At 62.9% G+C, this 24,080-nt stretch carries 22 protein-coding genes; 13 read left to right on the forward strand and 9 right to left on the reverse strand.

Features of this window, described 5'->3' with window-relative positions; genetic code table 11:
• Positions 1 to 2: 2 nt before the first annotated feature.
• The 6 genes from MQW79_RS17635 to MQW79_RS17660 are packed head-to-tail and all read left to right on the forward strand — an operon-like array spanning position 3 to position 5,339.
• The gene (locus MQW79_RS17635; RefSeq protein WP_476585793.1) at positions 3 to 947 is read left to right on the forward strand and encodes a succinylglutamate desuccinylase/aspartoacylase family protein; all 945 of its coding nucleotides are present in this window, start codon (positions 3 to 5) and stop codon (positions 945 to 947) included.
• A 43-nt stretch (positions 948 to 990) separates the two neighbouring features.
• Entirely contained in the window at positions 991 to 1,992 is a 1,002-nt protein-coding gene (locus MQW79_RS17640) for an ABC transporter ATP-binding protein (RefSeq protein WP_476585794.1), read from the forward strand.
• A complete protein-coding gene (locus MQW79_RS17645) occupies positions 1,982 to 2,956 on the forward strand; it encodes an ABC transporter ATP-binding protein (RefSeq protein ID WP_476585795.1) in 975 nt (324 codons plus the stop codon). Before MQW79_RS17640 ends, MQW79_RS17645 begins: the two co-directional genes overlap by 11 nt.
• Positions 2,957 to 2,967: 11 nt before the next feature.
• Entirely contained in the window at positions 2,968 to 4,203 is a 1,236-nt protein-coding gene (locus tag MQW79_RS17650) for a metal-dependent hydrolase family protein (protein WP_476585797.1), read from the forward strand.
• 27 nt (positions 4,204 to 4,230) lie between these two features.
• On the forward strand, positions 4,231 to 4,629 hold the full coding sequence (locus MQW79_RS17655; protein WP_476585799.1) for a CidA/LrgA family protein: 399 nt from the start codon (positions 4,231 to 4,233) through the stop codon (positions 4,627 to 4,629).
• On the forward strand, positions 4,626 to 5,339 hold the full coding sequence (locus MQW79_RS17660) for an LrgB family protein (protein WP_476585801.1): 714 nt from the start codon (positions 4,626 to 4,628) through the stop codon (positions 5,337 to 5,339). The genes MQW79_RS17655 and MQW79_RS17660 overlap by 4 nt, the downstream gene beginning before the upstream one ends.
• 47 nt (positions 5,340 to 5,386) lie before the next feature.
• Here MQW79_RS17660 and MQW79_RS17665 read toward each other — a convergent pair whose 3' ends face one another.
• The 5 genes from MQW79_RS17665 to MQW79_RS17685 form a co-directional block, all read right to left on the reverse strand.
• The gene (locus tag MQW79_RS17665) at positions 5,387 to 5,878 is read right to left on the reverse strand and encodes a GAF domain-containing protein (protein ID WP_476585802.1); all 492 of its coding nucleotides are present in this window, start codon (positions 5,876 to 5,878) and stop codon (positions 5,387 to 5,389) included.
• Between the two features lie 46 nt (positions 5,879 to 5,924).
• A complete protein-coding gene (locus MQW79_RS17670; RefSeq protein WP_476585803.1) occupies positions 5,925 to 6,659 on the reverse strand; it encodes an ABC transporter ATP-binding protein in 735 nt (244 codons plus the stop codon).
• Complete coding sequence (locus tag MQW79_RS17675) at positions 6,656 to 7,492, reverse strand: ABC transporter ATP-binding protein (RefSeq protein WP_476585805.1); 837 nt, start codon at positions 7,490 to 7,492, stop codon at positions 6,656 to 6,658. Before MQW79_RS17675 ends, MQW79_RS17670 begins: the two co-directional genes overlap by 4 nt.
• A gap of 145 nt (positions 7,493 to 7,637) precedes the next feature.
• Positions 7,638 to 8,540: an ABC transporter permease gene (locus MQW79_RS17680; RefSeq protein ID WP_476585806.1), complete on the reverse strand. Its 903-nt coding sequence runs from the start codon at positions 8,538 to 8,540 to the stop codon at positions 7,638 to 7,640.
• On the reverse strand, positions 8,540 to 9,553 hold the full coding sequence (locus tag MQW79_RS17685; protein ID WP_476585807.1) for an ABC transporter permease: 1,014 nt from the start codon (positions 9,551 to 9,553) through the stop codon (positions 8,540 to 8,542). The genes MQW79_RS17680 and MQW79_RS17685 overlap by 1 nt, the downstream gene beginning before the upstream one ends.
• A gap of 193 nt (positions 9,554 to 9,746) precedes the next feature.
• Here MQW79_RS17685 and MQW79_RS17690 point away from each other — a divergent pair, with 193 nt between their 5' ends.
• The 3 genes from MQW79_RS17690 to MQW79_RS17700 all read left to right on the forward strand — a co-directional run bounded on the left by MQW79_RS17690 (position 9,747) and on the right by MQW79_RS17700 (position 13,271).
• Complete coding sequence (locus MQW79_RS17690) at positions 9,747 to 10,415, forward strand: helix-turn-helix domain-containing protein (protein WP_476585808.1); 669 nt, start codon at positions 9,747 to 9,749, stop codon at positions 10,413 to 10,415.
• A complete protein-coding gene (locus MQW79_RS17695; protein WP_476585809.1) occupies positions 10,412 to 11,998 on the forward strand; it encodes an ABC transporter substrate-binding protein in 1,587 nt (528 codons plus the stop codon). The genes MQW79_RS17690 and MQW79_RS17695 overlap by 4 nt, the downstream gene beginning before the upstream one ends.
• 169 nt (positions 11,999 to 12,167) lie before the next feature.
• On the forward strand, positions 12,168 to 13,271 hold the full coding sequence (locus MQW79_RS17700) for a M24 family metallopeptidase (RefSeq protein WP_476585810.1): 1,104 nt from the start codon (positions 12,168 to 12,170) through the stop codon (positions 13,269 to 13,271).
• Between the two features lie 106 nt (positions 13,272 to 13,377).
• Here MQW79_RS17700 and ligD read toward each other — a convergent pair whose 3' ends face one another.
• Both ligD and ku read right to left on the reverse strand, forming a co-directional pair.
• Positions 13,378 to 15,903, reverse strand: coding sequence for a DNA ligase D (ligD, locus tag MQW79_RS17705; RefSeq protein ID WP_476585811.1), 2,526 nt, complete (start codon positions 15,901 to 15,903; stop codon positions 13,378 to 13,380).
• Positions 15,904 to 15,906: 3 nt separating this feature from the next.
• Positions 15,907 to 16,803: a non-homologous end joining protein Ku gene (gene ku, locus MQW79_RS17710; RefSeq protein ID WP_476585812.1), complete on the reverse strand. Its 897-nt coding sequence runs from the start codon at positions 16,801 to 16,803 to the stop codon at positions 15,907 to 15,909.
• Positions 16,804 to 17,144: 341 nt separating this feature from the next.
• Between ku and MQW79_RS17715 the strand changes: the two genes are divergently transcribed.
• Positions 17,145 to 17,723: a hypothetical protein gene (locus tag MQW79_RS17715; protein ID WP_476585813.1), complete on the forward strand. Its 579-nt coding sequence runs from the start codon at positions 17,145 to 17,147 to the stop codon at positions 17,721 to 17,723.
• Between the two features lie 89 nt (positions 17,724 to 17,812).
• Entirely contained in the window at positions 17,813 to 19,501 is a 1,689-nt protein-coding gene (locus MQW79_RS17720; protein ID WP_476585814.1) for a SulP family inorganic anion transporter, read from the forward strand.
• On the opposite strand, the gene MQW79_RS17725 is transcribed toward MQW79_RS17720, so the two are convergent.
• Positions 19,498 to 20,361 (reverse strand): bile acid:sodium symporter family protein, encoded by an 864-nt coding sequence (locus tag MQW79_RS17725; protein ID WP_476585815.1) that lies wholly within the window; start codon positions 20,359 to 20,361, stop codon positions 19,498 to 19,500. The two genes, MQW79_RS17720 and MQW79_RS17725, sit on opposite strands and share 4 nt — an antisense overlap.
• 245 nt (positions 20,362 to 20,606) lie before the next feature.
• Here MQW79_RS17725 and MQW79_RS17730 point away from each other — a divergent pair, with 245 nt between their 5' ends.
• Complete coding sequence (locus tag MQW79_RS17730) at positions 20,607 to 22,097, forward strand: arylsulfatase (protein ID WP_476585816.1); 1,491 nt, start codon at positions 20,607 to 20,609, stop codon at positions 22,095 to 22,097.
• 10 nt (positions 22,098 to 22,107) lie between these two features.
• Here the strand turns inward: MQW79_RS17730 and MQW79_RS17735 are convergent, their stop codons facing one another.
• Positions 22,108 to 23,055: a formylglycine-generating enzyme family protein gene (locus MQW79_RS17735; protein WP_476585817.1), complete on the reverse strand. Its 948-nt coding sequence runs from the start codon at positions 23,053 to 23,055 to the stop codon at positions 22,108 to 22,110.
• 184 nt (positions 23,056 to 23,239) lie between these two features.
• Here MQW79_RS17735 and MQW79_RS17740 point away from each other — a divergent pair, with 184 nt between their 5' ends.
• Positions 23,240 to 24,010 (forward strand): hypothetical protein, encoded by a 771-nt coding sequence (locus MQW79_RS17740; protein ID WP_476585818.1) that lies wholly within the window; start codon positions 23,240 to 23,242, stop codon positions 24,008 to 24,010.
• Positions 24,011 to 24,080 lie beyond the last annotated feature (70 nt).

The following is a 24,080-nucleotide window of genomic DNA, read 5'->3' on the forward strand; positions in this document are numbered from 1 at the left end:
GAATGGTAAAATCCATCAACCAGCTGCGGCCCAAGTTCACCACCCATGCCGATGGCAGCGACGCCGTCCTCTACATGCATGAGCTGGTCGGCGAGCAGGACGGCCCCACCATCGGCATCTCGGCCTCGATCCACGGCAACGAGAATACCGGTTCCCAGGCCATTCTCGACCTGTTCCGCGCCCTCAAGGACGTGCCGCTCAAGGGCCGCATCCTCCTGATGCCGGTTGCCAATCCCTATGCCTTTGCCGTCAACGAGCGCTACGGCACGATCGACAAGGTCGACCTCAATCGCCAGTTCCCCGGCAATCCCAAGGGCACCTATTCCCAGCAGCTCGCCCATGCGATGACCGAGAAATTCCTCAACGTCATCGACGTGCATATCGATCTGCATTCGGGCACTGACCGCCCGACCGTGGACTATGTCTATATCTGGAACGACGAGCGCCTCTCGCGCGCCTTCGGCTCCAAGGTTCTCTATCGGCCCGTCGAGAACAAGCAGGGCACAGTGTTCGGCGGCACGACCAAGAGCGTGACCATCGACACCCGCAACATCCCGGTCGCCGTGATCGAGCTGGGCGGCGGCATTGTCGACCAGACCCCCTATGTGAAGCGCACCGTCGATGGCGTGCTCAACATGCTCAAGACCCTCGGCGCCATTCCGGGCGATCCCTGGACCAACCCCAAGCAGGTGGTCGTCAACGAACTCGCCGGTATCCGTCCCACCCAGGGTGGCTGGGTGGAAACGCTGGCACCCGCCAATGGCGAGATCATCAAGGGCGGCGAGCTGCTGGCTCGCGTGGTGAGCCCCTATACGTTTGAAGTACTTGAGGAAATTCCGACGCCATTCGCCAATGGCATCATGATCATGCAGCATCTGACGCGCAACCTCGTCCATAGCGGCGACTATGGCTACATGGTCGGCAATCTCGAAGGCGCGACGGAATAGGCAAGGAAATCCGGTCCCTGGACCGGGTTAGGAGACGACGGCAATGAGTACAACGGGTGGTGCCCCTCTACCGGTGATCGAGGTTTCCGGTCTCGATATCGAGATCGTTGGAGCCAATGGCTCATTCGCCGTCGTTTCCGATATGAATCTGTCGGTGCATGCGGGTGAAACCCTGTGCATCGTGGGCGAAAGCGGCTGCGGCAAGTCGATGACGGCCCTGTCGCTGCTGCGCCTTCTGCCAGAAGCCGCCACCATCACTGGCGGCAAGGTGATGATCGATGGCCAGGACTTCCTGGCCATGAACCAGCGTCAGGTCGAGCAGTTCCGCGGCGAGAAGATCGCCATGATTTTCCAGGAACCGCTCACCGCGCTCAATCCGGTGCTGCGCATCGGCGAGCAAATCGCCGAGGGCGTGCGCGAGCATCGCCGTTGCAGCAAGGCTGAAGCCGATCAGCGCGCCGTCGAGGTTCTGCGTCTCGTGCAGATGCCCGACCCGGAACGCCGCGCGCGCCAGTTTCCGCATGAGCTTTCAGGCGGCATGCGCCAGCGCGCCATGATCGCCCTGGCCCTGGCCTGCGAGCCGCGCATCATCATCGCTGACGAGCCGACCACTGCACTCGATGTGACCATTCAGGCGCAGATTCTGGGTCTGATCTCGGACCTGCAAAAGCGCCTTGGCACGGCGCAGATCCTCATCACGCACGATCTGGGCGTGGTGTCGGAAGTGGCCGACCGCGTGGTGGTCATGTATGCGGGCCGCAAGGTCGAGGAGGCGAGCGTCTACGATCTCTTCGACAATCCGCTCCACCCCTATACCGAGGGCCTGATAGGCGCGGTACCGGGTGCCGGCGCGGCCAGCGAAGACGGCGACCGCCTTGCCGATATTCCGGGCACCGTGCCCCCGCTGTGGAACCTGCCCAAGGGCTGTGCCTTCGCGCCGCGCTGCCCGCGCGCTTCGGCGCGTTGCCACGAAGAGCGCCCGCCATTCGAAGAAAAACGCCCGAACCACTGGGCCGCCTGCTGGGAGCATGTCGATGCAGCCTGATGCCGCTCCGCTTCTGAACGTTGAAAACCTCAAGGTCCATTTTCCCATCCGCGGCGGCGTGTTCCGCCGGCAGGTGGGCGCGGTCAAGGCCGTCGATGGCGTGAGCTTCACCATCAATCGCGGCGAAACGCTGAGCCTTGTGGGCGAAAGCGGCTGCGGCAAGTCGACCACGGGCCTGGCGCTCATGGGACTGCTCAAGCCTACCGGCGGCAATGTCGAATTCGACGGCCAGGGCATCGAAGGCTTCAACCGTTCTGCACTCAAGAGCTATCGCCGCCGCATGCAGATCGTGTTCCAGGACCCGTTCTCGTCCCTCAATCCGCGCCAGCGGGTCAAGGACATCATCCGCGCGCCCCTCGACATCCACAATGTCGGCACCCGGGCCGAGCGCAATGCCCGCGTCAGCAAATTGATGGAGCGCGTCGGCCTGCGCCCCGATCAGGCCGACAACTACGCCCATCAGTTTTCTGGCGGCCAGCGCCAGCGTATCGGCATCGCCCGGGCCCTGGCGCTCAAGCCCGACATCATTGTCTGCGACGAACCGGTTTCGGCGCTAGACGTGTCGGTGCAGGCCCAGATCCTTAACCTGCTGAGCGATCTCCAGCGCGATCTGGGCGTCTCCTACCTGTCAATTTCCCATGACCTGGGCGTGGTCGAGTTCATCTCCCACCGCGTCGCTGTCATGTATCTGGGCAAGATCGTCGAGATCGCGCCGAAAAAGCAGATTTTCTCTGCCCCCGGCCACCCCTATACCGAGCTGCTGATGCGGTCGGCGCCCTCGCGCGATCCACGCAAGCGTCACAGTTTCAGCGCCACCAATGACGACATTCCCAGCGCGACGAGGAAGCCGACCGGCTGTGCCTTCCACCCACGCTGTCCACTTGCGACCGACCTCTGCAAGAACACCGAGCCTGCACTGACGGCCCGTGCTGACGGCCAGATGATCGCCTGCCACCATCGCTGAGCATTTTTTTCATGACCACCTCCTTTCTGTTTACAGGCGGCAATCTTCTCGACGTCGAAGCCGGGTCCATCCGGTCCGGTCTTGACGTTCTGGTCGTCGACCAGCGCATCGCCGCCATCGGCGTCGATCTCGACCGCCCCAGCGGCGTCGAGGTCATCGATGTCGGGGGCAAGACCATCATGCCGGGCCTCATCGATTGCCATGTGCATGTGGTCGCCGAGACGCTGGACCTCTGGGGCAATATGATCGCCCCCGCATCGCTCGCGGCCCTACGTTCGGCGCGGGTGATGGAAGAGGCGCTGACCCGCGGTTTCACCACCCTGCGCGATCTTGGCGGCGCCGATCATGGCCTGGTGCTGGCGGTGGAGCAGGGGCTGATCAACGGCCCGCGCATGATTATCTGCGGCAAGGGGCTCACCACGACCGGTGGCCACGCCGACCTTCGCAAGCGCACCGACGACCGGCCGGGCCTGTTCTCCGATCGCGTCGGCTCCATGGGCCTGATCGTCGATGGCGTCGACAATGTGCGCACCGCCTGCCGCACCATGATCAAGGAAGGCGCGCACTTCATCAAGGTCATGGCCAATGGCGGCGTATCCTCGCCCAACGACCCGATCCATTCGATCCAGTATTCGCGCGACGAGATCGCTGCCATGGTCGAAGAGGCCGAAAATGCCGGCCTTTATGTTGCCGCCCATGTCTACACAGACAAGGCCATTTCCCGCTGTGTCGATCTGGGAGTACATAGCCTCGAGCACTGCAACCTGATCGAGCCGGAAACCGCCCGCAAGGCGGCCGAGAAGGGCTGCATCGCCGTGCCCACACTGGTCGCCTACGACGCCCTCGCCATCGAAGGCGAGGCTTTGGGCCTCGGCGCTGCCGAATTCGCCAAGATCGATGTCGTGCGCTCGGGCGGCCTGCGCTCGCTTGAAATCATGCGCGATGCCGGCCTGCCCATGGCTTTCGGCTCCGACCTTCTGGGCGAGCTGCGCAAGTATCACTGCATGGAATTCGAGCTGCTGGCCAAGGTGCTCACCCCGCTCGAGATCATCCGCTCGGCCACGCTGGTCGGCGCGCGTCTCTGCCGCCTCGAAGGGCAGGCGGGCGTCGTGGCCGAAGGCGCCTTTGCCGACCTGCTCGTGGTCGATGGCAATCCGCTCGACGACATCAACCTGCTCGGTGGCGATGGCGCCCACATGGCCATGATCATGGCCAATGGACGCCTGGTGAAGAACGCGCTCAACTAGGGCGTTCTTGAATACGGACCGATCAGCATGAATGACGCGACAACGCGGCCCCTGCGCCCGGCCGACTGGGTCGCCGGCTTTGCGCTTCTTGTGCTCTGCCAGTTGGCGGGCGAAACGCTGGTGCACCTCTTCGGGCTGGTGGTGCCCGGCTTCGCCTTTCCGGGGCCGGTTGCCGGCATGCTCCTGCTCGTGGGCCTGCTCACCCTCATGGGCGACAAGGCCCGGGTCGTCATCGCGACCGGGGATGGGTTGCTGGGCATACTCTCGCTGCTCTTCGTGCCCTCTGCTGTGGGCATTATCCAGCATGCCGGACTGATCCAGGCCTGGGGCGCGATCCTGCTGCTCGCAGTATTGGCGTCCACCGTTCTGACGCTCCTGGTCACGGTTTACGCCTTCATTCTCACCGAAAAGCTGATGGCGCGATGAGCGGTCTGGGCGAAATCTGGGTCTATCTGGCCGCCTCGCCACTGACCTGGCTGGCCGTCACGCTTCTCGCCTTTGTCCTGGCGCTGCGCATCGGCGCGTTGCTGGGCAATTCGCCGCTGGCCAACAGCGTGCTCGTCAGCGCCGCGCTGGTCATTCCGTTGCTTGTCGTCACCGGCACCACCTACCAGACCTATTTCGAGGGTGCGCAGTTCATCCACTTTCTGCTTGGTCCGGCAACCGTTTCCCTGGCCGTGCCGCTTTACCGCAACCTGTCCGCCGTGCGCCGGTCCCTGATCCCGATATCGGTCGCGCTGGTGGCCGGGTCGCTGACCGCCATGGGTAGCGCCCTGGCCATCGCCGCCCTGTTCGGTGCACCGGGCGAAGTGCTGGCCTCCATCGCCCCGAAATCGGTCAGCGCTCCCATCGCCATGGAATTGGCCAAGAGCCTTGGGGGTATTCCCTCGCTGGCGGCGGTGCTGGTTATCCTCACCGGCATTACCGGGGCCATCGTGGTAACGCCGCTGATGAATGCGCTGGGGATCAAAAACTATGCGGCACGGGGCTTTGCCGTCGGCGTCGCCTCGCATGGCATCGGTACGGCGCGGGCCCTGCAGGTCAATGACATGGCCGGCGCCTTCGCCGGCATCGCCATGGCCCTCAATGGCGCCTTCACCGCTCTGTTGCTGATGGGCATTTTGCTGCTGAGCTGAAAAGGCCCCGCTGCGGGATCAACGGGGCCTTTGTGAGCGCTTGAAAATCAGGCGCGCGCGGCGAGCACGGCCAGCTTGGCCGGCACCGACAGTACTTCGCGAATGGTCTGCAGCCGCTCGGGCGTATAGTGGCCGGCGACGTCGAGCAGGTTCATGCAGCCGACCAGCTCGTCCTTGATGATGATGGGCACATTGACGACTGACTGGCAGCCCAGCGCATTGATCAGCTCATGGTCGAACAGCACCTTGGCGATGTCCTCGATGGTGTTGGCGACGAAGTATTCGCGCTTGCCGTGGACGATGTCGAACCACGGGCCGTAGTTCAGCGGCTTGGTGGCCGAGGTCGGGTAGCTCACCGGATCGCTGGTAAAGGCCCGGCGCGAGAGTTCGTTGGGCATGTCCACCAGCATGATGGTGAAGAGCTTGGCGCCGACAGTGGCGCGCGCGAGGTCCTGCAAGGCGGTGAACGCGGCTTCCGCTGTCTGCGCCTTGGCAATGGCGGCGTCGAAGGCGAGAAGGGCAGTCGTATGGTTGGTCATTGGGGGTAGTCCTTGGTCGATAGTGGCTTCTGGCGGAGCAGGGCGGTCACCCGCCCTCTGTCGCCGCCAGCAATTCCTGGGAATAGGGCTCGCTGAGCTTGCCGGCCTTGAGCTGGGCCACGTCGGCCACCTCGACAATACGGCCATGGCGCATCACCGCCAGCCGGTCGCAAAGGAAGCTCACGACGGGCAGGTTATGCGTCACGAGGAGGAAGGTGAGGTTCTGCTCGCGCCGCAGGCGTTTGAGCAGGTTGAGGATTTCGGCCTGTACCGAGACGTCGAGCGCCGAGGTTGGCTCGTCGAGCAGCAGCACCTTTGGCTCCAGCATCAGCGCCCTGGCAATGGCCACGCGCTGGCGCTGACCACCGGAAAGCTGGTGCGGAAAACGGAAGCGGAAGCGCTGGTCGAGACCGACGGATTTCAGCACGGCCTCGACCCGCTCCCCGCGATTGCCGATGCCATGGATGGCCAGAGGTTCGGTGAGCGTAGCGTCAATGGTCTTGCGCGGATGGAGGGACCCATAAGGGTCCTGGAACACCATCTGCACCTGTCGCGAGACGGCGCGGTCGACATGGTGGCTGCGCTTCTGACCGAGCACCGAAATCTCTCCGGTCCAGTCGGGGGCGAGGCCCGCAATGGCGCGCAGGATCGTGGATTTGCCCGAGCCTGATTCTCCAACGAGCGCAAAGCTCTCGCCTTCAGGGATGGAGAGATTGACTCCATGGACGACCTTGGTGTCGCCATAGGAAACGTCGAGGTTTTTGAGATCGATGGCTGTCATGTGCCGGCCCATTGCGTGCGGTCGAGCACGGGAAGTTCGTCGCGGGTTTCGTCGATCACGGGCATGGCGGCCAGCAGCCCGCGCGTATAGGGGTGCTGGGCATTTTCAAGCTGCCCGGCGGCGCATTCTTCCACCACCCGGCCGGCATTCATGACGAGGATCCGGTCGCAGTAGCGGCTGACCAGCGCCAGGTCGTGGCTGATGAGGATCAGCCCCATGCCCTTGCGAGTGACGAGATCATCAATGATGTCGAGCACCTGCGCCTGCACCGACACGTCGAGCGCCGAGGTCGGCTCGTCGGCAATCAGCAGTTCCGGCTCGGGAATGAGCATCATGGCGATCATGATGCGCTGGCCCATGCCGCCCGAGACTTCATGCGGATAGAGCTTTGCCACGCGCTCGGGATCATTGATGCGCACGGCGGCGAGCATGTCGAGGATGCGCTGCTGCACCTCGCGGCGGCCCAGCCTCTGGTGGGTCACCAGCGCCTCGGCAATCTGCTCGCCCACCGTCATGACCGGATTGAGCGAGAATTTTGGGTCCTGCATGACCATGGAAATGCGAGCGCCGCGGATGGCGCGCATCTGCTTTTCGGACTGGCCGAGAATGTCGATGCCGTCAAAGCGCAGCGTGTCGGCGGTGACCTCGCCCGGCTTGCGGATGAGCTTGAGGATCGAGCGGCCGGTCATCGACTTGCCAGAACCCGATTCCCCGACAATGCCCAGGCGCTCTCGCCCGAGGGTGAAGGAGAGACCTTTTACCACTTCCACCCGCCCGCGATGGGTGGGGAAGGAGACGCGCAGGTTTTCGACTTCGAGGAGGGGGGCACTCATTGGTGAAAACCCTCCACAACCACTGCGCCGCCCTCGGACTTGATCCGAGGGTCATTCGCAATCCGGCACGTGCTTTGAGTGGTCCTCGGGTCAAGGCGAAGGATGGCATCGTTTTTGCCGGAAGTGCTGGGATAAGTCATAATCATCAGCTCTTCCCCTCATTCTTGGGATCGAGCACGTCGCGCAGCCCGTCGCCGAGGAAGCAGAAGCCCAGCGACACGATGATGATGGCAAAACCCGGCATGGTCGCTACCCACCACTGGTCGAGAATGAAGGTACGGCCGCGCGAAATCATTGCGCCCCATTCGGGCAGAGGTGGTTGCGCGCCGAGACCGATGAAGCCGAGGCCGGCAGCGGTCAGGATGACGCCGGCCATGTCGAGCGTCACGCGCACGATCATGGACGAGGTGCAGAGCGGCAGAATGTGCTGGACGATGATGCGGATCGGCCCGCCGCCGGCCAGCTGCACCGCCGAGATATATTCGGCATTGCGGATGGTGAGGGTTTCGGCGCGGGCTATGCGGGCATAGGCCGGCCACGAGGTGATGGCGATGGCGATAATGGCGTTGTTGATGCCCGGCCCGAGGGCGGCGACGAAGGCCAGGGCCAGGATCAACTTGGGCAGCGACAGGAAAATGTCGGTAAAGCCCATCAGGACGCGATCCACCCAGCCGCCGAAATAGCCGGAAATCGCGCCGACCAGGAGGCCCAGAGGCGCCGAGATCAGGGCGACGAGCAGCACGATGGTGAGGGTGATCTGGGAGCCATAGATCACGCGCGAGAAAATATCGCGCCCCAGCTCGTCGGTGCCCATCCAGTGCTCGCCTGAGGGCGGCAGGAGGCGCGCGGAAAGGTTCTGCCCGGTGGGCGAATAGGGCGCGATCCAGGGCGCGAAGGCAGCGGTCAGCAACAGGGTAAGGATAACGATCCCTCCCACCACCGACAGCGGATTGCGCAGCAGGCTCGCAAAGACCCGATAGGCGCGGCCGGCATTGGCCTGCCAGCGGGAGGTGGGACTATCGGCGAGGAGCCAGTCTCTTGTGGTCATTAGCGGGCCCTCGGGTCCAGCACGCGGTAGAGCACGTCCGAGACCTTGTTGATGATGATGAACACCGCGCCGATGACCAGCGTCGCGCCGAGCACGGCGTTCATGTCGGCATTGAGCAGGGCAGTGGTGAGGTAGTTGCCGAGGCCAGGCCAGGAAAACACCGTCTCAATCATGACAGAGCCTTCAAGCAGGCCCGCATAGGAGAGGCCGATGACGGTGATCAGCGGCACGCGGATCGGGTTGAAGGCGTGGCGCCAGATGACGGTCCGTTCCGGCACGCCCTTGACGCGCGCCGTGGTGACGAACTCCTGGTTGAGCTGGTCGAGCATGAAGCTGCGCGTCATGCGGGCAATATAGGCGAGGCTGAAAAAGCCCAGCACGGCCGCGGGCAGGATGATGTGGCTGACGGCGTTCCAGAATATGTCGATCTCGCCGCGGATCAGCGAGTCGATGAGGATCATGCCGGTGACTGGCTCAACAAGACCATCGTAGAAGATGTCGAGACGCCCCGGCCCGCCGACCCAGCCGAGCTGGGCATAGAAGATGGCGAGACCCACGAGCCCGAGCCAGAAGGCGGGGACGGAATAGCCGAGCAGGCCAACGACACGGATGGTCTGGTCCGTCCAGCTGCCCTGCCGTGCTGCGGCCGTGACCCCGAGTGGTACGCCCAGAACGACGCCGATGATGATGCCCAAAGTCGCCATTTCGAACGTGGCAGGGAAGAAGCGCGCCAGGTCTTCCGACACCGGGCGGCCGGTGGAGATCGAACGCCCGAGATCACCCGTAAGAACATTGCCGACATAGGTGATGAACTGCCGCCACAGCGGCTGGTCGAGACCCATGGCGATCTTTGCGGCGTCGTATTGCGCCTGCGTGGCGCGGTCGCCGACCACTGAAAGTACCGGGTCGATCGGGATGATCCGCCCGATGAAGAAGGTAATGGCGAGCAGGCCAAGAAAGGTGAGGAAAAGCGTGACGAGGAAGCTTCCGATTTCCAGCGCAAGCCGTCCCATGCGCTTGTTTCGCAAATTGGGCGCCAGAGGCGGCGGGGCTGTTTGCTGGTCGATCGCCAATAGATTTTCCTCTTTGGAAACAGATTATTAGCGCCGCCAACAAGATCAGCTGGCGGGTCGCAGAACCTTCACATTTCGCTTTCACCATACAAGAAACTTTGCTTATATCAAAAAAATTTTGGTGGGGCGGAGTATGGCCGAGGCACTGGCGAACAAGCAGGAAGGGCACCCGAAAGTGGGTGCGCTGATCCGTGCGCGCCGCCGCCAGCAGCATATGACGCTGATGGAGCTGGGCGAGGCCGCCGCCGTTTCGGTGGGATATCTCAGCCAGGTCGAACGCGACCACGCGACGCCTTCGCTGGGCACGCTGGCGCAGATTGCCAAGGCCCTGGGCGTCAGCATCGACTATTTCGTTTCCGCGCCGGCGACGCATAATGCGCTGACCCGCAACGGCGAGCGCAACCGCTTTTCCATCGATGGGTCGTCGATCATCTATGAGCGCCTGGGCGCCGATTTTCCCGGCAACCAGCTCTCAAGCTTTCTGATGACCGTGCCATCAGGCTATCGCTCCGAGACGGTCGCCCATGAGGGCGAGGAAATCCTCTTCGTGCTCGAAGGCGCCATCACCCAGCGTCTCGATGGCGAGGAAATGATCATGGAAGCCGGCGACAGCCTGCACTTCCGCGGCAATCGCCCCCATTCCTGGGCCAACCACACAGACAAGCCAGCCCGGCTGCTGTGGACCGGCACGCTCGCCCTGTTTCGCTCGACGGCCCAACCACGTTCGGCCCTCGGCAAATCCAAAACCGGCACCAACAAGCCGGTCCGCAAGAAAGTCACTTCAAAGGAGAAACGCATATGAAGCTCTTCCGCGCTGCCCTCTTGGCGTCCGCGCTCGCCCTGCCGCTGGCAGCGGGCGCTGCCTATGCCGCGACGCCTGCCGATGCGCTGGTCATTGCCCAGAACATCGACGACATCGTCGCACTCGATCCGGCTCAGGCTTATGAATTCTCGGCCGGTGAAATCAACGCCAACCTGTACGACAAGCTGGTCCAGTACGCTGCCGAGGACACCACTGTCCTGGCTCCGGGCCTGGCCACCGAATGGGTTGCCGATGAAGCGGCCAAGACCCTGACTTTCACCATGCGCGATGGTGCCACCTTCGCCTCGGGCAATCCGGTGCGCGCCGAGGACGTCAAGTTCTCGTTCAAGCGCGTCGTGACGCTCAACCTGACGCCGGCCTTTATCCTCACCCAGCTCGGCTGGACCCCTGAAAACATCGACGAGATGGTCACCGTCGATGGCAACACCGTCACCGTCAAGTGGACAGGCGATTTCGCTTCCGCCTTCGTGCTGAACGTGCTGGCCGCCCGTCCCGGCGCCATCGTCGACGAAGTTCTCGTCATGCAGAACGAGGTCGATGGTGACTGGGGCAATGCCTGGCTCAACACCAATTCGGCCGGCTCCGGCCCGTTCGTCCTGACCGACTACCGTCCGGCCGAACTCGTGCGCCTCACCGCCAACGAGACCTACTGGAACGGCGCTCCGGCCATGAAGCAGGTGCTGATCCGTCACGTCGCCGAAGCCGCCACCCAGCAGCTGCTGCTGACCTCGGGCGACGTCGACATGGCCAAGAACCTGACCCCCGACCAGATCGCTGGCCTTGGCGAGAACATCAAGGTCGAAGCTTTCCCGCAGGCCGCCGTACATTTCCTCTCCTTCAACCAGAAGACCGAGGAACTGACCCCGCCGGCCGTCTGGGAAGCTGCCCGCTACCTCGTCGACTATGACGGCATGACCGAGACCATCCTCAAGGGCCAGATGGAAAAGCACCAGGCCTTCTGGCCCAAGGGCTTCCCAGGCTCCTATGACGAAACGCCGTTCAGCTACGACGTGGAAAAGGCCAAGCAGATCCTGGCCGATGCCAGCATCACCACGCCGATCAACGTCACCCTCGACGTGATCAATTCAGCCCCGTTCACCGACATGGCGCAGTCGCTGCAGGCCGGCTTTGCCGAAGCCGGCATCAACTTCGAAATCCTGCCCGGTACCGGCGCCCAGGTGATCACCAAGTATCGCGAGCGCACCCACGAAGCCATGCTCCTCTATTGGGGCCCGGACTTCATGGATCCGCACTCCAATGCCAAGGCGTTTGCCTACAATTCCAACAATGCCGACGACAACTACACGGCCACGACCACCTGGCGGAATGCCTGGGCCGTGCCGCAGGAGATGAATGACGCGGTCAACGCCGCTCTTGCCGAGGCCGACCAGGCCAAGCGCAACGAGATGTACATCGAGCTGCAGAAGCAGGTTCAGGCTGAAAGCCCGATCGTCATCATGTTCCAGGCCCAGCTGCAGATCGCTATGGGCGCCAATGTCGAAGGCTATGTGAACGGCTCCAACTCGGACTTCGTCTACTACAATCTTGTGACCAAGAACTAAGGGTTCTCCCGGTCTCGGGTTTCGCATTGCGACGGCCCTGTCCCTCGGGCCGTCGCATCAGCATGATCCGGGCGATCTGCACCGATTGTCCGACACCGATCATGCCCTGGCGAGCCGGGCACCTCCTCCCGCCCGGCTCGCCTCCTGCTTTTTTTCAAGGATCGCCGCCATGACCACCGCACTCGCCACCCGCATGCAGAACCTACGCGCCCGCATGGCCGAAACCGCGACCGATCTCGTCGTCATCGGTCCGTCAAGCCATATGCGCTACCTGGCTGACCTCTCGCCCCATGGCGATGAGCGCCCCGTCTTGCTTGTCGTGAGCCAGAGCTTTGCCGGCTTCCTGATGCCCGCGCTGAACGTTGACTCCTCGCGCCAGCATACTGATCTCCCCTTCTTCCCCTGGGCCGACTCCGATGGTCCCGGCGCTGCGCTTGAACAGCTTTTGGCCGCCACCGGCATTGATCGGAAAGCCCCCTCCATCGTGCTCGACGAAACCATGCGCGCCGACTTCGCGCTGCTCGTGCTCGATGCATTACCGGGTGCGACGCGCCGCTTCACCGGCGATACGGTGGGCTATCTGCGCTCGCGCAAGGACGAGGACGAGTACCGTCGCATCAAGGCCGCGCACCTGCTCAACGACCGCGCCGTCGAGGCGGCCTTCGCCCAGCTCAGAACCGGCATGACCGAAGTTGAGGTGGCCGGGTTCATTGGCGCCTTCTACAAGGCCAATGGCGCCGAAACGGTCTTCTGTTCGGTCTGCTTCGGCCCCAACGGCGCTTTCCCGCATCATCATACTGGCTCGACGCAACTCCAGTCCGGCAATGCGGTGCTCATCGATACCGGTTGCCGACTCGATGGTTACCCGTCGGACATGACCCGCATGGGCTATTTCGGGTCAAAGCCCGAGGGCTATGACGAGATCCACGCCATTGTTGATGGTGCCGTGGAAGCCGCGCTTGCTGCCGCCGTCACGGGCGCAAAAGCCTCTGACGTCGACAAGGCCGCGCGTGATGTCATCACGGAAGCGGGCTATGGCCCGAACTTCCTCCACCGCACGGGCCATGGCCTCGGCATCGATATTCACGAGGCGCCCTATATCACGGCCACCAGTCCCACCGTGCTGGACGAGGGCATGGTGTTCTCCATCGAGCCGGGCATCTACCTGCAGGGCCGTTTCGGCCTGCGGCTCGAAGAAATCGTCATCATCCGCAACGGCAAGGCCGAGATCATGTCCGGCCTGTCGCGTGACGCGGTCGAGGGCGGGGTTTAGAACTTTTCATCCACTGAGAAATGCCCCGGCGCAAGCCGGGGTCCATTCTGGCAGCTCGCCGGGATGACAGTCTGTGGGTACATGCATGTGCCACAGGCGCTGCTTCTTAGCTCTTCAGCACCTGCTTCTGCCGGAAATAGTTGGGCCAGGGCTTGCCCTGCGCCCGCTCGACCGCCTCGGCGAGCGAAAAGCCATTGGCCTTCTTGAGCCTGGGCACTTCGTCCCATTCCACTGGTACGGCAACCGGAGCGCCATCGCGCGAGCGCACTGACCACGGGCAGATGGCAGTCGAGCCGCGCTCATTGCGCAGATAGTCAATGAATAGCCGCCCTTTGCGTTTGGCCTTGGAGAGGTTGGCGGTGAACCGACGCGGCTCCTCATCCGCCATGGCCTGGGCGAAATCCCTGCAGAAGGTTTTCACCTCGGGCCATTCCGCCTTTGGCTTGAGCGGAACGATGACATGGAGGCCCTTGCCGCCCGAGACCATGGGAAAGCTCGTATAGCCGAGATCCTTGAGGCGATCGCGGATGTCCAGGGCCGCGCTGGTGATCTCGGCAAAGGCCAGCCCTTCATCGGGATCGATGTCGAAAACCAGCCGGTCCGGCTGCTCCACACTATCGAAATGGCTGCCCCAGATGTGCCATTCGAGCACATTCATCTGCGTGCCGGCGACGAGCCCAGCCACGTCTTCGACATAGAAATAATCCTGCTCGTCGCCGTCCTTTTCGGCCAGCGGTCGCGTGTGGATCTGCTTGGGAAAGCCTCCGGTGTCATGCTTCTGGAAGAAGCAGTGGCCTTTCGGCCCCTGCGGACAGCGCACGAGGCTGAGCGGCCGCCCGGAGATATGAGGCAGCATGGCCTTGGCTACGTCCTCGTAATAGGCAACGAGCTGCGACTTGGTGATCTCGGGGCCGGCAAACACCACCCGGTCTGGCGACGTCAGTCGGACACCCAGTTTTTCGGCGACATCTTCGCCATCGTCCACCAGTGGCTCAGCCTTTTCCATCCGCACCTCCTCGGCTGCCTTGTCCCCGCGCAGGCCGATGAAGCTGGCATGGCGCAGGATGTCGTCGCTGGTCAGTTCCGCGTAGGAAATTTCCGCAACCAGCTCTGGCGTCACCCAATGGACGCCCTTGGTCATGTCGTCGGGCACGGCGGCAAAGGGGCTGGTCTTGCGGGCGAGGCGCTTCAACTCGGCATCGAGCGCTTCCAGCGTCGCCGCATTGAAACCGGTGCCGACGCGACCGCGATAGAGCAGTTTCTTGCCGTCCCACGTGCCCAGCAGCAGTGACGCGAAGCCACGGCGCTTGGTCGACGGCGACCACCCGCCAATGACGAACTCCTGTCGCTTGAGGCATTTGATCTTGAGCCAGCTCTTGCTGCGCTCACCGCGATAGGGGGCGTCTGCGCGCTTGGCGATCACCCCTTCATGCCCATCGCGGCATAGGGCATCGAGCACTTTCTGCCCGTGCCCTTCTACATGCGATGAATACTGGACCGGGTCCTTGCGGCCCGACGCGGCCAGCAGATCTTTCAGCCTCGCCTTGCGCTCGACCAGCGGCAGTTTCGTCAGGTCCGTGCCATTGGCTTCGAGCAGGTCGAAGGCGAAATATTCGAGCCTCCCGCCATTCGAGAGCACTGTTTTGAGCGTGGAAAAATCCGTGCGCCCCTTGGCGTCGAAGGCGCAGATTTCGCCATCGATCAGCGCCGAACCGATCTTGAGCTTCTGCAGTGGTTCGATCAGCGCGCCGAACTGCTCGGTCCAGTCGAGGCCGTTGCGAGTATATAGACGGACGCTGTCGCCCTTGACCGCAGCCAGGCACCGGTAGCCGTCATACTTCATCTCGAACAGCCAGCCCTCGGCGGTCGGCACACTATCGGTCAGGGTGGCCAGCTGCACCGGGCGAAAGTCAGGCGTCTTGCCGCTCCGGGCCTTTGCAGGAGTTCCGGCCGTCCGGTCGGCCTCTCCGGCTGCTTCCGGGTCCGAATGCCAGACGGCTCTGGCCTTGGTGGCGCTGGACTTGACGGGCTTGGCGCCATTGGCGATCTGCTTGAAATCGCGGCCGGTGTCAACCGAACGGGTGAAGCGCGTGGTCAGCGTATCCTTGTCACGCGAATAACTGTCCCGATGCTTGATCAGCAGCCAGTTCTCGCGATCAGGGCCCGAACGGCGCTTGGTGTCGCGCCCTTTCATGTGCACCAGCACATATTCGCCCTTCACCCGTTCGCCATAGAGGCGAAACTTGAGGTCACCCTTGTCGAGCCCCTCATGCGGGTCGCCAACCGGCTCCCAAGTGCCCCGGTCCCACAGCATAACCGTGCCGCCGCCGTATTCGCCCTCCGGGATCGTGCCCTCGAACGTCCCGTATTCGAGGGGATGATCCTCGACCCGCACCGCCAGGCGCTTGTCGCCGGGGTTGTTGGACGGCCCCTTGGTAACGGCCCAGCTCTTGAGCACGCCATCGAGTTCCAGCCGGAAATCGTAGTGCAGCCGCGTGGCGTCGTGCTTCTGGACCACGAAACTGCCGCGACCCTTGCCAGCCTTGGGTGCGGCGCCAGCCGGCTCCTGCGTCTTGGCAAAATTGCGCTTGGCTTTGTAGTCACGCAGGAGATCCGCCGCCCGCTCCACCATGGATCAACTCGCCTTCTTGCGTGACGTCGTGGAAGGCTTGCGGGTCGTAGGGGTCTTGGCCGCCGGCTTCTTTTCCGCCGGCTTGCGACGGGTTGTGCTCTTGGCTCCACCCTCGAGGCTCTCCTTGAGCGCCGCCATCAGGTCGACCACGTTGGAGCCGCTGGGGCGCGCCGGCTCATCGTCCATGTCGGCAGTGATCTTGCGGCCCTTGTTCTTCATCTTGCGCTGGATCAGCTCGTGCAGCGCTTCCTGGTAGTGGTCGGTAAAGGCGCCCGCATCGAATTCCTTGGTCTTCTTCTCGATCAGCGCCGTTGCCACTTCGAGCAGGTCCGGCTCCGCTTCCTTGCTCGAAATCTCCGAGAAGAAGGGATCGGCCTTGCGGATTTCGTCCTTGTAGTGGAGCGTTTCGAGTACCAGCCCCTTGCCGCTCGGCTTGACTGCCGCCAGGTATTCCTTGCCGCGCATGGCCAATTGGCCAATACCCACCTTGCCGGTCTGGCGCAGGGCATCGCGGATCACCCGGAACGCATCTTCCGCCAGTTCATCGGTGGGCACGACGAAATAGGCCTTGTCGTAGTAGATCGGGTCGATCTCCTCGGCCTCCACGAACTGGGTCAATTCCATGGTCTTGCGGGTCTCGAGCTTGACCGCGTCGATCTCGTCATCGGTGAGCAGGACATAGTCGCCCTTTTCGTATTCGAAGCCTTTGACGATGTCGTCCTTGTCGACCGCTCCTACCCCTGCCACCACCTTTTCATAGTGGATCGGTTTGCCGGTCGGCTCGTGAATTTGCCGGAAGCTCGGCTTGGCATCCGAGCGCGCGGCGCTGAACAATTCCACCGGGATGGACACCAGCGACAGGCGCAGCTGGCCTTTCCAGATTGGGCGGGTGGCGGGCATGGCGGGGACTCCTCACTCAACTCGCCGATTCAACGCCGCGCCCCGTTCTGCGTTCCGTGCCGCATGTCGCGCGCCCGACGCGCGAGGAATGTGCGGTTGTGACACGGGTTTGCGGAACTGGAAGCGGCGGCACGGCATTAGGGTGATGACCGGCCGTCCGCGCCACGGCGCGCGGGGGTCGCGAGGGGTGGGCAAGGCCTTCAACGCCCGATCCCAGAAGATTCTAGGGTGGACAGTCGGAGCTAATCGACGTACCCTAAATGCCAAGTCTATCACAACAAAAGGCGTGGCCCAACGCGCCGGTCTCCAGGGTTTGAACAGTCGTTCAAGGAGATTTCAAGTTGATTAGATTACTGTTGTCTCTCTGTGCCTATCTGATCGCCAACGCCGCAGGCTTGCTTGCCGCAATTCTACTCCTGCCCGGCTTCCAGATCGATTTTCAGGGCTTCATCCTGGCAGTGTTGGTCTTCTCCGCATTCCAGACGCTGGCGGGGCCATTGGTCACCAAGATTTCCCTCAGACAGATGCCTCAGTTGGTTGGCGGCATAGCGCTGGTGACAATCTTCTTCGGCCTCATCGTCACCGATGCTCTCCTTGTGCGCATGGATATTGGTGGTGTTGCCAACCTGCTGGCGGCGACGCTGCTGGTCTGGCTCGGCAGCCTGATCGCCGCGATCCTCCTCCCGCTCTATGTCTTCAAGCAATTGCGCGACCCGGATGACCGGAAGCGCGATTCCGCGGCGGAGGACGCCAACAGGGCCGCGGCAGCGGCCGAACGTGCTGCCAAGGCTGCCGAGGATGCAAGGGCGGCGCAGGCGCCTGTCGTCACCCCGGCCGCACCCACGCCGCCGCCCCAGTCCTCCGGCCCGTCTGCGGCAATGGCCGGCAACCCGCCGCCCGACTTCACCAAACTGGGATAGCTGGCCGACCCATCGTCGACCCGCCCGCAACCGCACCGTTGTGAAACGGCGGGTCAGCCCATCCACGCGGCCGCGCCGGGGAGGCCGGAATGACAGAAGAGACAAGCAAGCTGGCTAAGGTGTCAGGGCCCGGTGGGAGTCTGGTCCCTGATCTCAGTGCCGGCCTGACCGTGGCGCTGGTGTCGATTCCCGAGGGCATGGCATACGCCATGGTCGCCGGCGTCGACCCCGTCTATGGCCTTTACACCGGCATGATCACGACAATTGTCGCCTCGCTCACGGGCAGCACCTCGCTGATGATCGTGACCATCACCAACGCCCTGGCCCTGGTGGCCGGCGACCAGTTGGCGAGCCTCCAGCCCGAAGACCCGGTGCGCGCCATGTTCACGCTCACCTTCCTGGTCGGCCTCATCATGACCGGGCTGGGCGCCCTCAAGTTGGGCAGCGTCATCCGCTTCGTGTCGCGCGAGGTCATGGCAGGGTTCATCTTCGCTACCGCACTGCTGATCGTGCTGGGGCAGCTCAAGGATCTGGTCGGTTACGCCTCCGAGCTCGACACCAACAAGCTGGTGAAGGCGCTCGATATTTTGCGACACTTCGGAGACTGGAACTATGTTGCTGCGGTTGTGGGCGCCGCATCCATTGTCACGCTGCTCCTGTTGAAGCGCTCGCCGCTGGCCCGCATTGCCGATGTGGTGGTGATCATTGCGGTGACAGTCGTCGTGCTCCTCGCCGGCTGGACGGCAGTCGAGACCGTTGGTGACGTGGCCTCTGTGCCCAGCGGCCTTGAAGCCCTGCCCACGCCCGTCCTGCCCGACGTGACGCTCATCCCTTCACTTCTGATCGGCGCCATTGCGGTGGCTGTGGTTGGTCTCTCGGAAAGCTCGGGTGTGGGAACAACCTATCCCAATCCCGACAGGTCGCGCTCCAGCATGTCACGGGATTTCCTCAGTCAGGGGCTGGGCAACCTGGCCGGGTCATTTTTCCAGGCCATGCCGGCCTGCGGGTCGCTGTCGCGCACGGGTGTCAATTTCAGTGCCGGGGCGCGGAGCCGATGGGCGGGCGTCTTTGGCGCCGTCATTCTGGCGCTGGTGCTGGTCGTCTGTGGCGGGGTCGCCGAGCTTATCCCGATGACTGGCCTGGCGGCCGTGCTGATCGTCATAGGCTTTGAAGTGATGCTCAAGGAAGGCCGTGTGTTGCTGCGCGGCTGGCAGGTCACGAGGCCGAACACCGTACTTGCGGGCATCACCATCACGGCCGGCGTCCTGCAGGATCTGACAGTGGCCATCTTCACCGGCGTGGTCCTGTCGCTGCTGCTTTATGCCTTCCGCGCTTCCGGACAGATAAACCTTGTGGAACTGCAGCGCGACGATGCCGGAAAGTGGCACGAGCTGCCCTTCCCGGACAAGATCGCGCCGGGCAGCACGACGGTCATCGACGTGAACGGACCAATCTATTTCGCCACTTTCTATTCAATAGATCACCTGATGCCTGCGCCCGAGACCATGCCGGGCTCCACGGTGATATTCCGCTATGATGGGCAGACCATCCAGAGTCTCACCAGTATCGACTGGCTCGAGCACTACGCCAAGACGCTGAAAGCCAGCAATTGCCGGCTGATGCTGGCAGAGGTCAGTGCCAGTATGATCAAGTCGCTCCGCGAAGATGGCCTGGAAGATGTGATCGGGCCGGAGAATATCTTCCCGGCGACGGGTGTTCGCTTCGAGGCGACGGAAGCGGCCTATCGCGCTGCGCAGGGCGCCGGAGCGTCATCCTAGCCGGCGGGCTCATCCCCGACGGCATCTTCCGGCTCGCTCTCAGCCTGTTTGGTCATCTTGCGTTTGCCGAGTTCTGCGGCCAGCGGGAAAATGATCAGCAGGCCTACAATGGATGCTACCGTCACATAGGTTATGACATCCGCGCCGAAGTTCTGCCCCGCGACCACCATGGCGGCCGCCGTATTGCGCTGCGCGGTAGCCAGAGACATTTCGGCACCGCCCAGCATATAGCCCACCACCGCCAGGATGCCGTAGAGGGTCAGCGCCGCGATAAGCCCGTGTGTGCCCACAAGGCCGATCATGGAATCGAAATTGACCACGATCAGCGTGCCCGCAAGCAGCAGCAACGAGATATTCGACGCCTGCTGGCAGAGCTTCTTGAGCGGCGCGGTGGCCTCACCATAGCGGCCATGGGCAATGAGGGCGAGGCAGAGCGGCAGCAGCATGAGGAAGACCAGGGACTGGGCGACGTCCAGGGGGTTCACATAGACACCACGCAGCAACGCCGGCAGCGCCAGAGGCATGAACAGCACGGTGACGGCCATCAGCAGCACCATGAGGCCGACGCCGGTGGCGGCATCCCCCTTGGCCAAGGCGATCAACTTGGGCAGGAACGGCGCGCCAGCCGCACAAGCTGTTAGTATGAGACCCGCGGCAAGGTAGTCGTCCAGCCCAAAGACCCAGGCGACCAGCATTGCCAACAGCGGTGACAGGAGAAAGTTCAGCACCAGGGCCACCACGATCATGCGCCCGTTGGAGAGGGCGGTCCGGATCTGGGTGAAGGTGAGGCTGAGGCCCAGGGCAACCATGCTGCCCACCACGAAGACGACGATAGCGATCTCGGCGAAAATCTCGATCATGGCCCACAAGCTCCTCTCAAGCCGGGGGCGTCTCGCCGCAGATACGCCAATGAATGGGGAAGTCTACGCTGCCGTGAACGAAGGCGGCCTCGATTAGTTCCGTGTGCCCGGGCGGACACAACGCGTTTCAAATCACAATTGGACAGGCGTGGAACCCTTCTCGACGAGCCGCATTCACGTTTGCGGGGCGCGATGCGGCGTGCAGCCCTCTCCATGTTCAAGCACATTGATCTGAGGTGAACGCTATGGCCGCAACCAAGCCCAACATGCTCATCATCTGGGGTGATGATATCGGCTGGTGGAATATCAGCTACAATAGTCGCGGGCAGATGGGGTATCGCACCCCCAACATCGATCGCATCGGCAATGAGGGCTGCGCCTTTACCGATTACTATGGTCAGCAGAGCTGCACCGCAGGCCGCGCTGCCTTCATAACCGGACAGAACCCCGTCCGCACGGGCATGACCAAGGTGGGCATGCCGGGCGCCGATCTCGGCCTCCAGAAGGACGACCCCACCATCCCCGAACTCCTCAAGCCCATGGGCTACAGGACCGGCCAGTTTGGCAAGAACCATCTGGGCGACAAGGATGAATTCCTGCCCACCATGCATGGCTTCGACGAATTCTTCGGCAATCTCTATCATCTCAATGCCGAGGAAGAGCCGGAGCTCCCCGACTATCCCAAGGACCCGGAATTCCGCAAGAAATATGGCCCCCGGGGGGTGCTCCATTGTTGGGCCGACGGCAAGGGCGGGCAGAAGATTGAAGACACCGGCCCCCTGACCAAGAAGCGCATGGAAACCGTCGACGAGGAATTCCTCGCGGCCGCCCTGAAGTTCATCGAGGACGCCCACAACAACGACCAGCCCTTCTTTGTCTGGTTCAACACATCAGGCATGCATTTCCGCACCCATTGCCCCGACAAGCACAAGGGCAAGAGCGGACAGGGCTTCTACAATGACATGATGGTCGTTCATGACGGGATGGTCGGGGTGCTGCTCGACAAGCTCGACGAGCTGGGCATCACCGACAATACCTTCGTCATGTATTCGAGCGACAACGGCCCGCACTACAACACATGGCCCGATGCCGGCATCAGCCCGTTCCGCGCCGAGAAGAATACCAATTGGGAAGGGGCATGGCGCGTCCCGTGTTTCATGCGCTGGCCCGGCAAGATCCAGCCCAACAGTGTCTTCAACGACATCGCCTGCCATCAGGACCTTCTTCCCACGCTGCTGGCAGCAGCCGGCGACACGGACATAAAGGACAAGCTGCTCAAGGGTCACAAGGTCGGCGATATGACCTACAAGGTGCATATCGACGGTTACGATCTGGTCCCCTACCTGACTGGCAAGACTGAAGAAGGCCCGCGCACCACGATGTTCTACATCAGTGATGATGGCGATATCCTGGCCATTCGTTTCAAGGACTGGAAGGTTGTCCTCAAGGAACAGCGCGCCAAGCAACTGGCCTGCTGGGCTGAACCCTTCGTGTCCCTGCGCATCCCCAAGATGTTCAACCTGCGCCGCGACCCCTTCGAGCGCGCCGACGAGAACTCCAACACCTATTATGACTGGGTGCTGGATCATGCGTTCCTGATCTATGGCATGCAGGGACTGGTCGCCAAGGAGATCGACAACTTCATCAAGTATCCGCCCCGGCAGAAGCCCGCCTCATTCAATCTGGATGCGGTGATGCGCCAGCTCGATGAGGCAGGCAGTGGGGGCGCGCACTAGGGAACGTCTCTCAGGATCTCACGATACAGCGGAATCCGATATGGGACGTTCCAGTGTCCACCATCTGCGGGCGCCGGGCAGCCGGGCGATAGCGCAGGCAATAGTTCGGCGCGCACAGAAACGAGCCGCCCTTGACAACCTTGCGCGGGATTTTCGAGTCCCGCGCAGCCGGATCGTAGCTGGCCTGCTGCGCCCCCCCGCGCGGATTGTGCGGAATACAGCAGGGCTTGTCGGCATCGGCCCCGTGCTGGCTCGTCCACCAGTCGTCGGTCCATTCCCACACATTGCCGGCCATGTCCCTGAGGCCGAACCCATTGGCCGGGAACGACCCTACCGGCGCGGTACCCAGGAAGCCATCGGCAGCGGTATTCTGCCAGGGGAATTCACCCTGCCAGGTATTGGCCTGCGGCTTGCCCTTTGGCATGTGCTCGTCACCCCAGACAAAGGCGCGGCTATCGAGGCCGCCCCGGGCGGCACATTCCCATTCGGCTTCACTCGGCAGGGTCCCGCCGGCCCATTGCGCGAAAGCAAGGGCGTCCTCGTGGGCGATATGCACCACCGGATGCTGCGGTCGTCCGCGCACGTCACTGTCCGGCCCCTCGGGATGCTTCCAGCTGGCCCCGGGCGTCCAGCGCCACCAGAGATCAATGCGGGTGAGGTCGACCGGGCCGTCGGTCTTGTGGAAAACGAGGGACCCGGCGACCAGGTTTTCCGGGGGCGCGCCGGGATAGTCCTCGGCACGGGGCCTGCGCTCGGCGACGGTGACGTAGCCGGTCTCGCGCACGAACACGGCAAAGCGGGCGTTGGTCACCTGCATCCTGTCCATCCAGAACCCGTCGACGCCGACGCGATGGACAGGCGCTTCCTCGGGATAGTGATCGTTCGATCCCATGGCAAAGACACCCCCAGGGATCCACACCATGTCTGGACGTGGCGGCGGCGAGGGAGCTGGGGTCATGTCCGAACCATCCTTGTCGAATTGCCATGGCAGGGCCGTTGGACTTCGGCGCGCGCCCGTGGCGTGAACCCTATCCCGGCTCATTCGAAGTTTGCATTACCCAAACGGGTGGCAAGAAACGCGCAGTTTTCCGCTAAGTCTGGCCTGCACCCGAACCTGACCATGTCTAAGAAGGGAGCGCGAGATGCTTGATGATGTGCTGGTTTCCCTGGGCGTGTTTCTGGCGCTGGTCGCCGGCGTGGCCATCGGGCGCTGGATTGGCCTCAAATGGCCCAGTGAGAAGGAGGGCGCCGGGGCCGTCGAGGGCGTGGTCTTTGCCGTGCTGGGGCTTCTGATCGCCTTCACCTTCACCTCCGCAGGTCAGCGTTTCGACACGCGCCGCGTTTTGGTCATCGAGCAGACCAACGCCATCGGCACCGCCTGGATGCGGATCGACCTGCTCGAAACGGAAGATCGCCGGCCGATACGGGACCTCATGGTCAATTGGATGGATATTGCCACCGGCGTGGGTATCGAGGGAACCGAACAAGAGCGTGATGCGGCCCTGCGACAGGCGACCGATATCCAGAATGAAGTCTGGCGGCTGTCGGTGGAGGGCTTGGAAAAGCAGGGGATGCCGCCCCATGCGGGCCTCGTCCTGCCACCGATAAACCAGTGGATAGACCTGACCACCAAGCGCGATTCACAGGACCAGATGGGGCTCCCACCTATGGTTCTGCCTTCGCTGGTTCTGTTGGCGGTGCTTGGCGCAATCCTTGCGGGCATCGGGCTGACGCGCGGTACATCGGTCAAGCCCGTGCATGTCCTGGCCTTCGGCATAGCAGTGTCGTTCTCGATCTACGTGATCCTCGACCTCTATGACGCCCGGGGCGGGCTCATCCAGGTGGACGCGGTGGATGCGGTCATGGTCGCCCAGAACGATGCCTTCAAGGCCCAATTGGCGGCGGAACCATGACGCGCGCCGGGCCAACCACGCAGGAGCCTCGGGGCTCTACTCGAGCGCCTGCCGATCACGGCATTCAGGA

The sequence above is a fragment of the Devosia sp. Micro-HW1 genome (assembly GCF_056341075.1).

Bases quoted from the DNA above. Each gene is read 5' to 3' on its own strand.
- MQW79_RS17635 (WP_476585793.1), top strand. From the start codon at position 3: ATGGTAAAATCCATCAACCAGCTGCGGCCCAAGTTCACCACCCATGCC.
- MQW79_RS17640 (WP_476585794.1), top strand. From the start codon at position 991: ATGAGTACAACGGGTGGTGCCCCTCTACCGGTGATCGAGGTTTCCGGT.
- MQW79_RS17730 (WP_476585816.1), top strand. From the start codon at position 20,607: ATGGCCGCAACCAAGCCCAACATGCTCATCATCTGGGGTGATGATATC.
- MQW79_RS17735 (WP_476585817.1), bottom strand. From the start codon at position 23,055: ATGACCCCAGCTCCCTCGCCGCCGCCACGTCCAGACATGGTGTGGATC.
- MQW79_RS17670 (WP_476585803.1), bottom strand. From the start codon at position 6,659: ATGACAGCCATCGATCTCAAAAACCTCGACGTTTCCTATGGCGACACC.
- MQW79_RS17725 (WP_476585815.1), bottom strand. From the start codon at position 20,361: ATGATCGAGATTTTCGCCGAGATCGCTATCGTCGTCTTCGTGGTGGGC.
- MQW79_RS17685 (WP_476585807.1), bottom strand. From the start codon at position 9,553: ATGGGACGGCTTGCGCTGGAAATCGGAAGCTTCCTCGTCACGCTTTTC.
- MQW79_RS17700 (WP_476585810.1), top strand. From the start codon at position 12,168: ATGACCACCGCACTCGCCACCCGCATGCAGAACCTACGCGCCCGCATG.
- MQW79_RS17660 (WP_476585801.1), top strand. From the start codon at position 4,626: ATGAGCGGTCTGGGCGAAATCTGGGTCTATCTGGCCGCCTCGCCACTG.
- MQW79_RS17720 (WP_476585814.1), top strand. From the start codon at position 17,813: ATGACAGAAGAGACAAGCAAGCTGGCTAAGGTGTCAGGGCCCGGTGGG.
- MQW79_RS17675 (WP_476585805.1), bottom strand. From the start codon at position 7,492: ATGAGTGCCCCCCTCCTCGAAGTCGAAAACCTGCGCGTCTCCTTCCCC.
- MQW79_RS17650 (WP_476585797.1), top strand. From the start codon at position 2,968: ATGACCACCTCCTTTCTGTTTACAGGCGGCAATCTTCTCGACGTCGAA.
- ku (WP_476585812.1), bottom strand. From the start codon at position 16,803: ATGCCCGCCACCCGCCCAATCTGGAAAGGCCAGCTGCGCCTGTCGCTG.
- MQW79_RS17655 (WP_476585799.1), top strand. From the start codon at position 4,231: ATGAATGACGCGACAACGCGGCCCCTGCGCCCGGCCGACTGGGTCGCC.
- ligD (WP_476585811.1), bottom strand. From the start codon at position 15,903: ATGGTGGAGCGGGCGGCGGATCTCCTGCGTGACTACAAAGCCAAGCGC.
- MQW79_RS17690 (WP_476585808.1), top strand. From the start codon at position 9,747: ATGGCCGAGGCACTGGCGAACAAGCAGGAAGGGCACCCGAAAGTGGGT.
- MQW79_RS17740 (WP_476585818.1), top strand. From the start codon at position 23,240: ATGCTTGATGATGTGCTGGTTTCCCTGGGCGTGTTTCTGGCGCTGGTC.
- MQW79_RS17665 (WP_476585802.1), bottom strand. From the start codon at position 5,878: ATGACCAACCATACGACTGCCCTTCTCGCCTTCGACGCCGCCATTGCC.
- MQW79_RS17645 (WP_476585795.1), top strand. From the start codon at position 1,982: ATGCAGCCTGATGCCGCTCCGCTTCTGAACGTTGAAAACCTCAAGGTC.
- MQW79_RS17680 (WP_476585806.1), bottom strand. From the start codon at position 8,540: ATGACCACAAGAGACTGGCTCCTCGCCGATAGTCCCACCTCCCGCTGG.
- MQW79_RS17695 (WP_476585809.1), top strand. From the start codon at position 10,412: ATGAAGCTCTTCCGCGCTGCCCTCTTGGCGTCCGCGCTCGCCCTGCCG.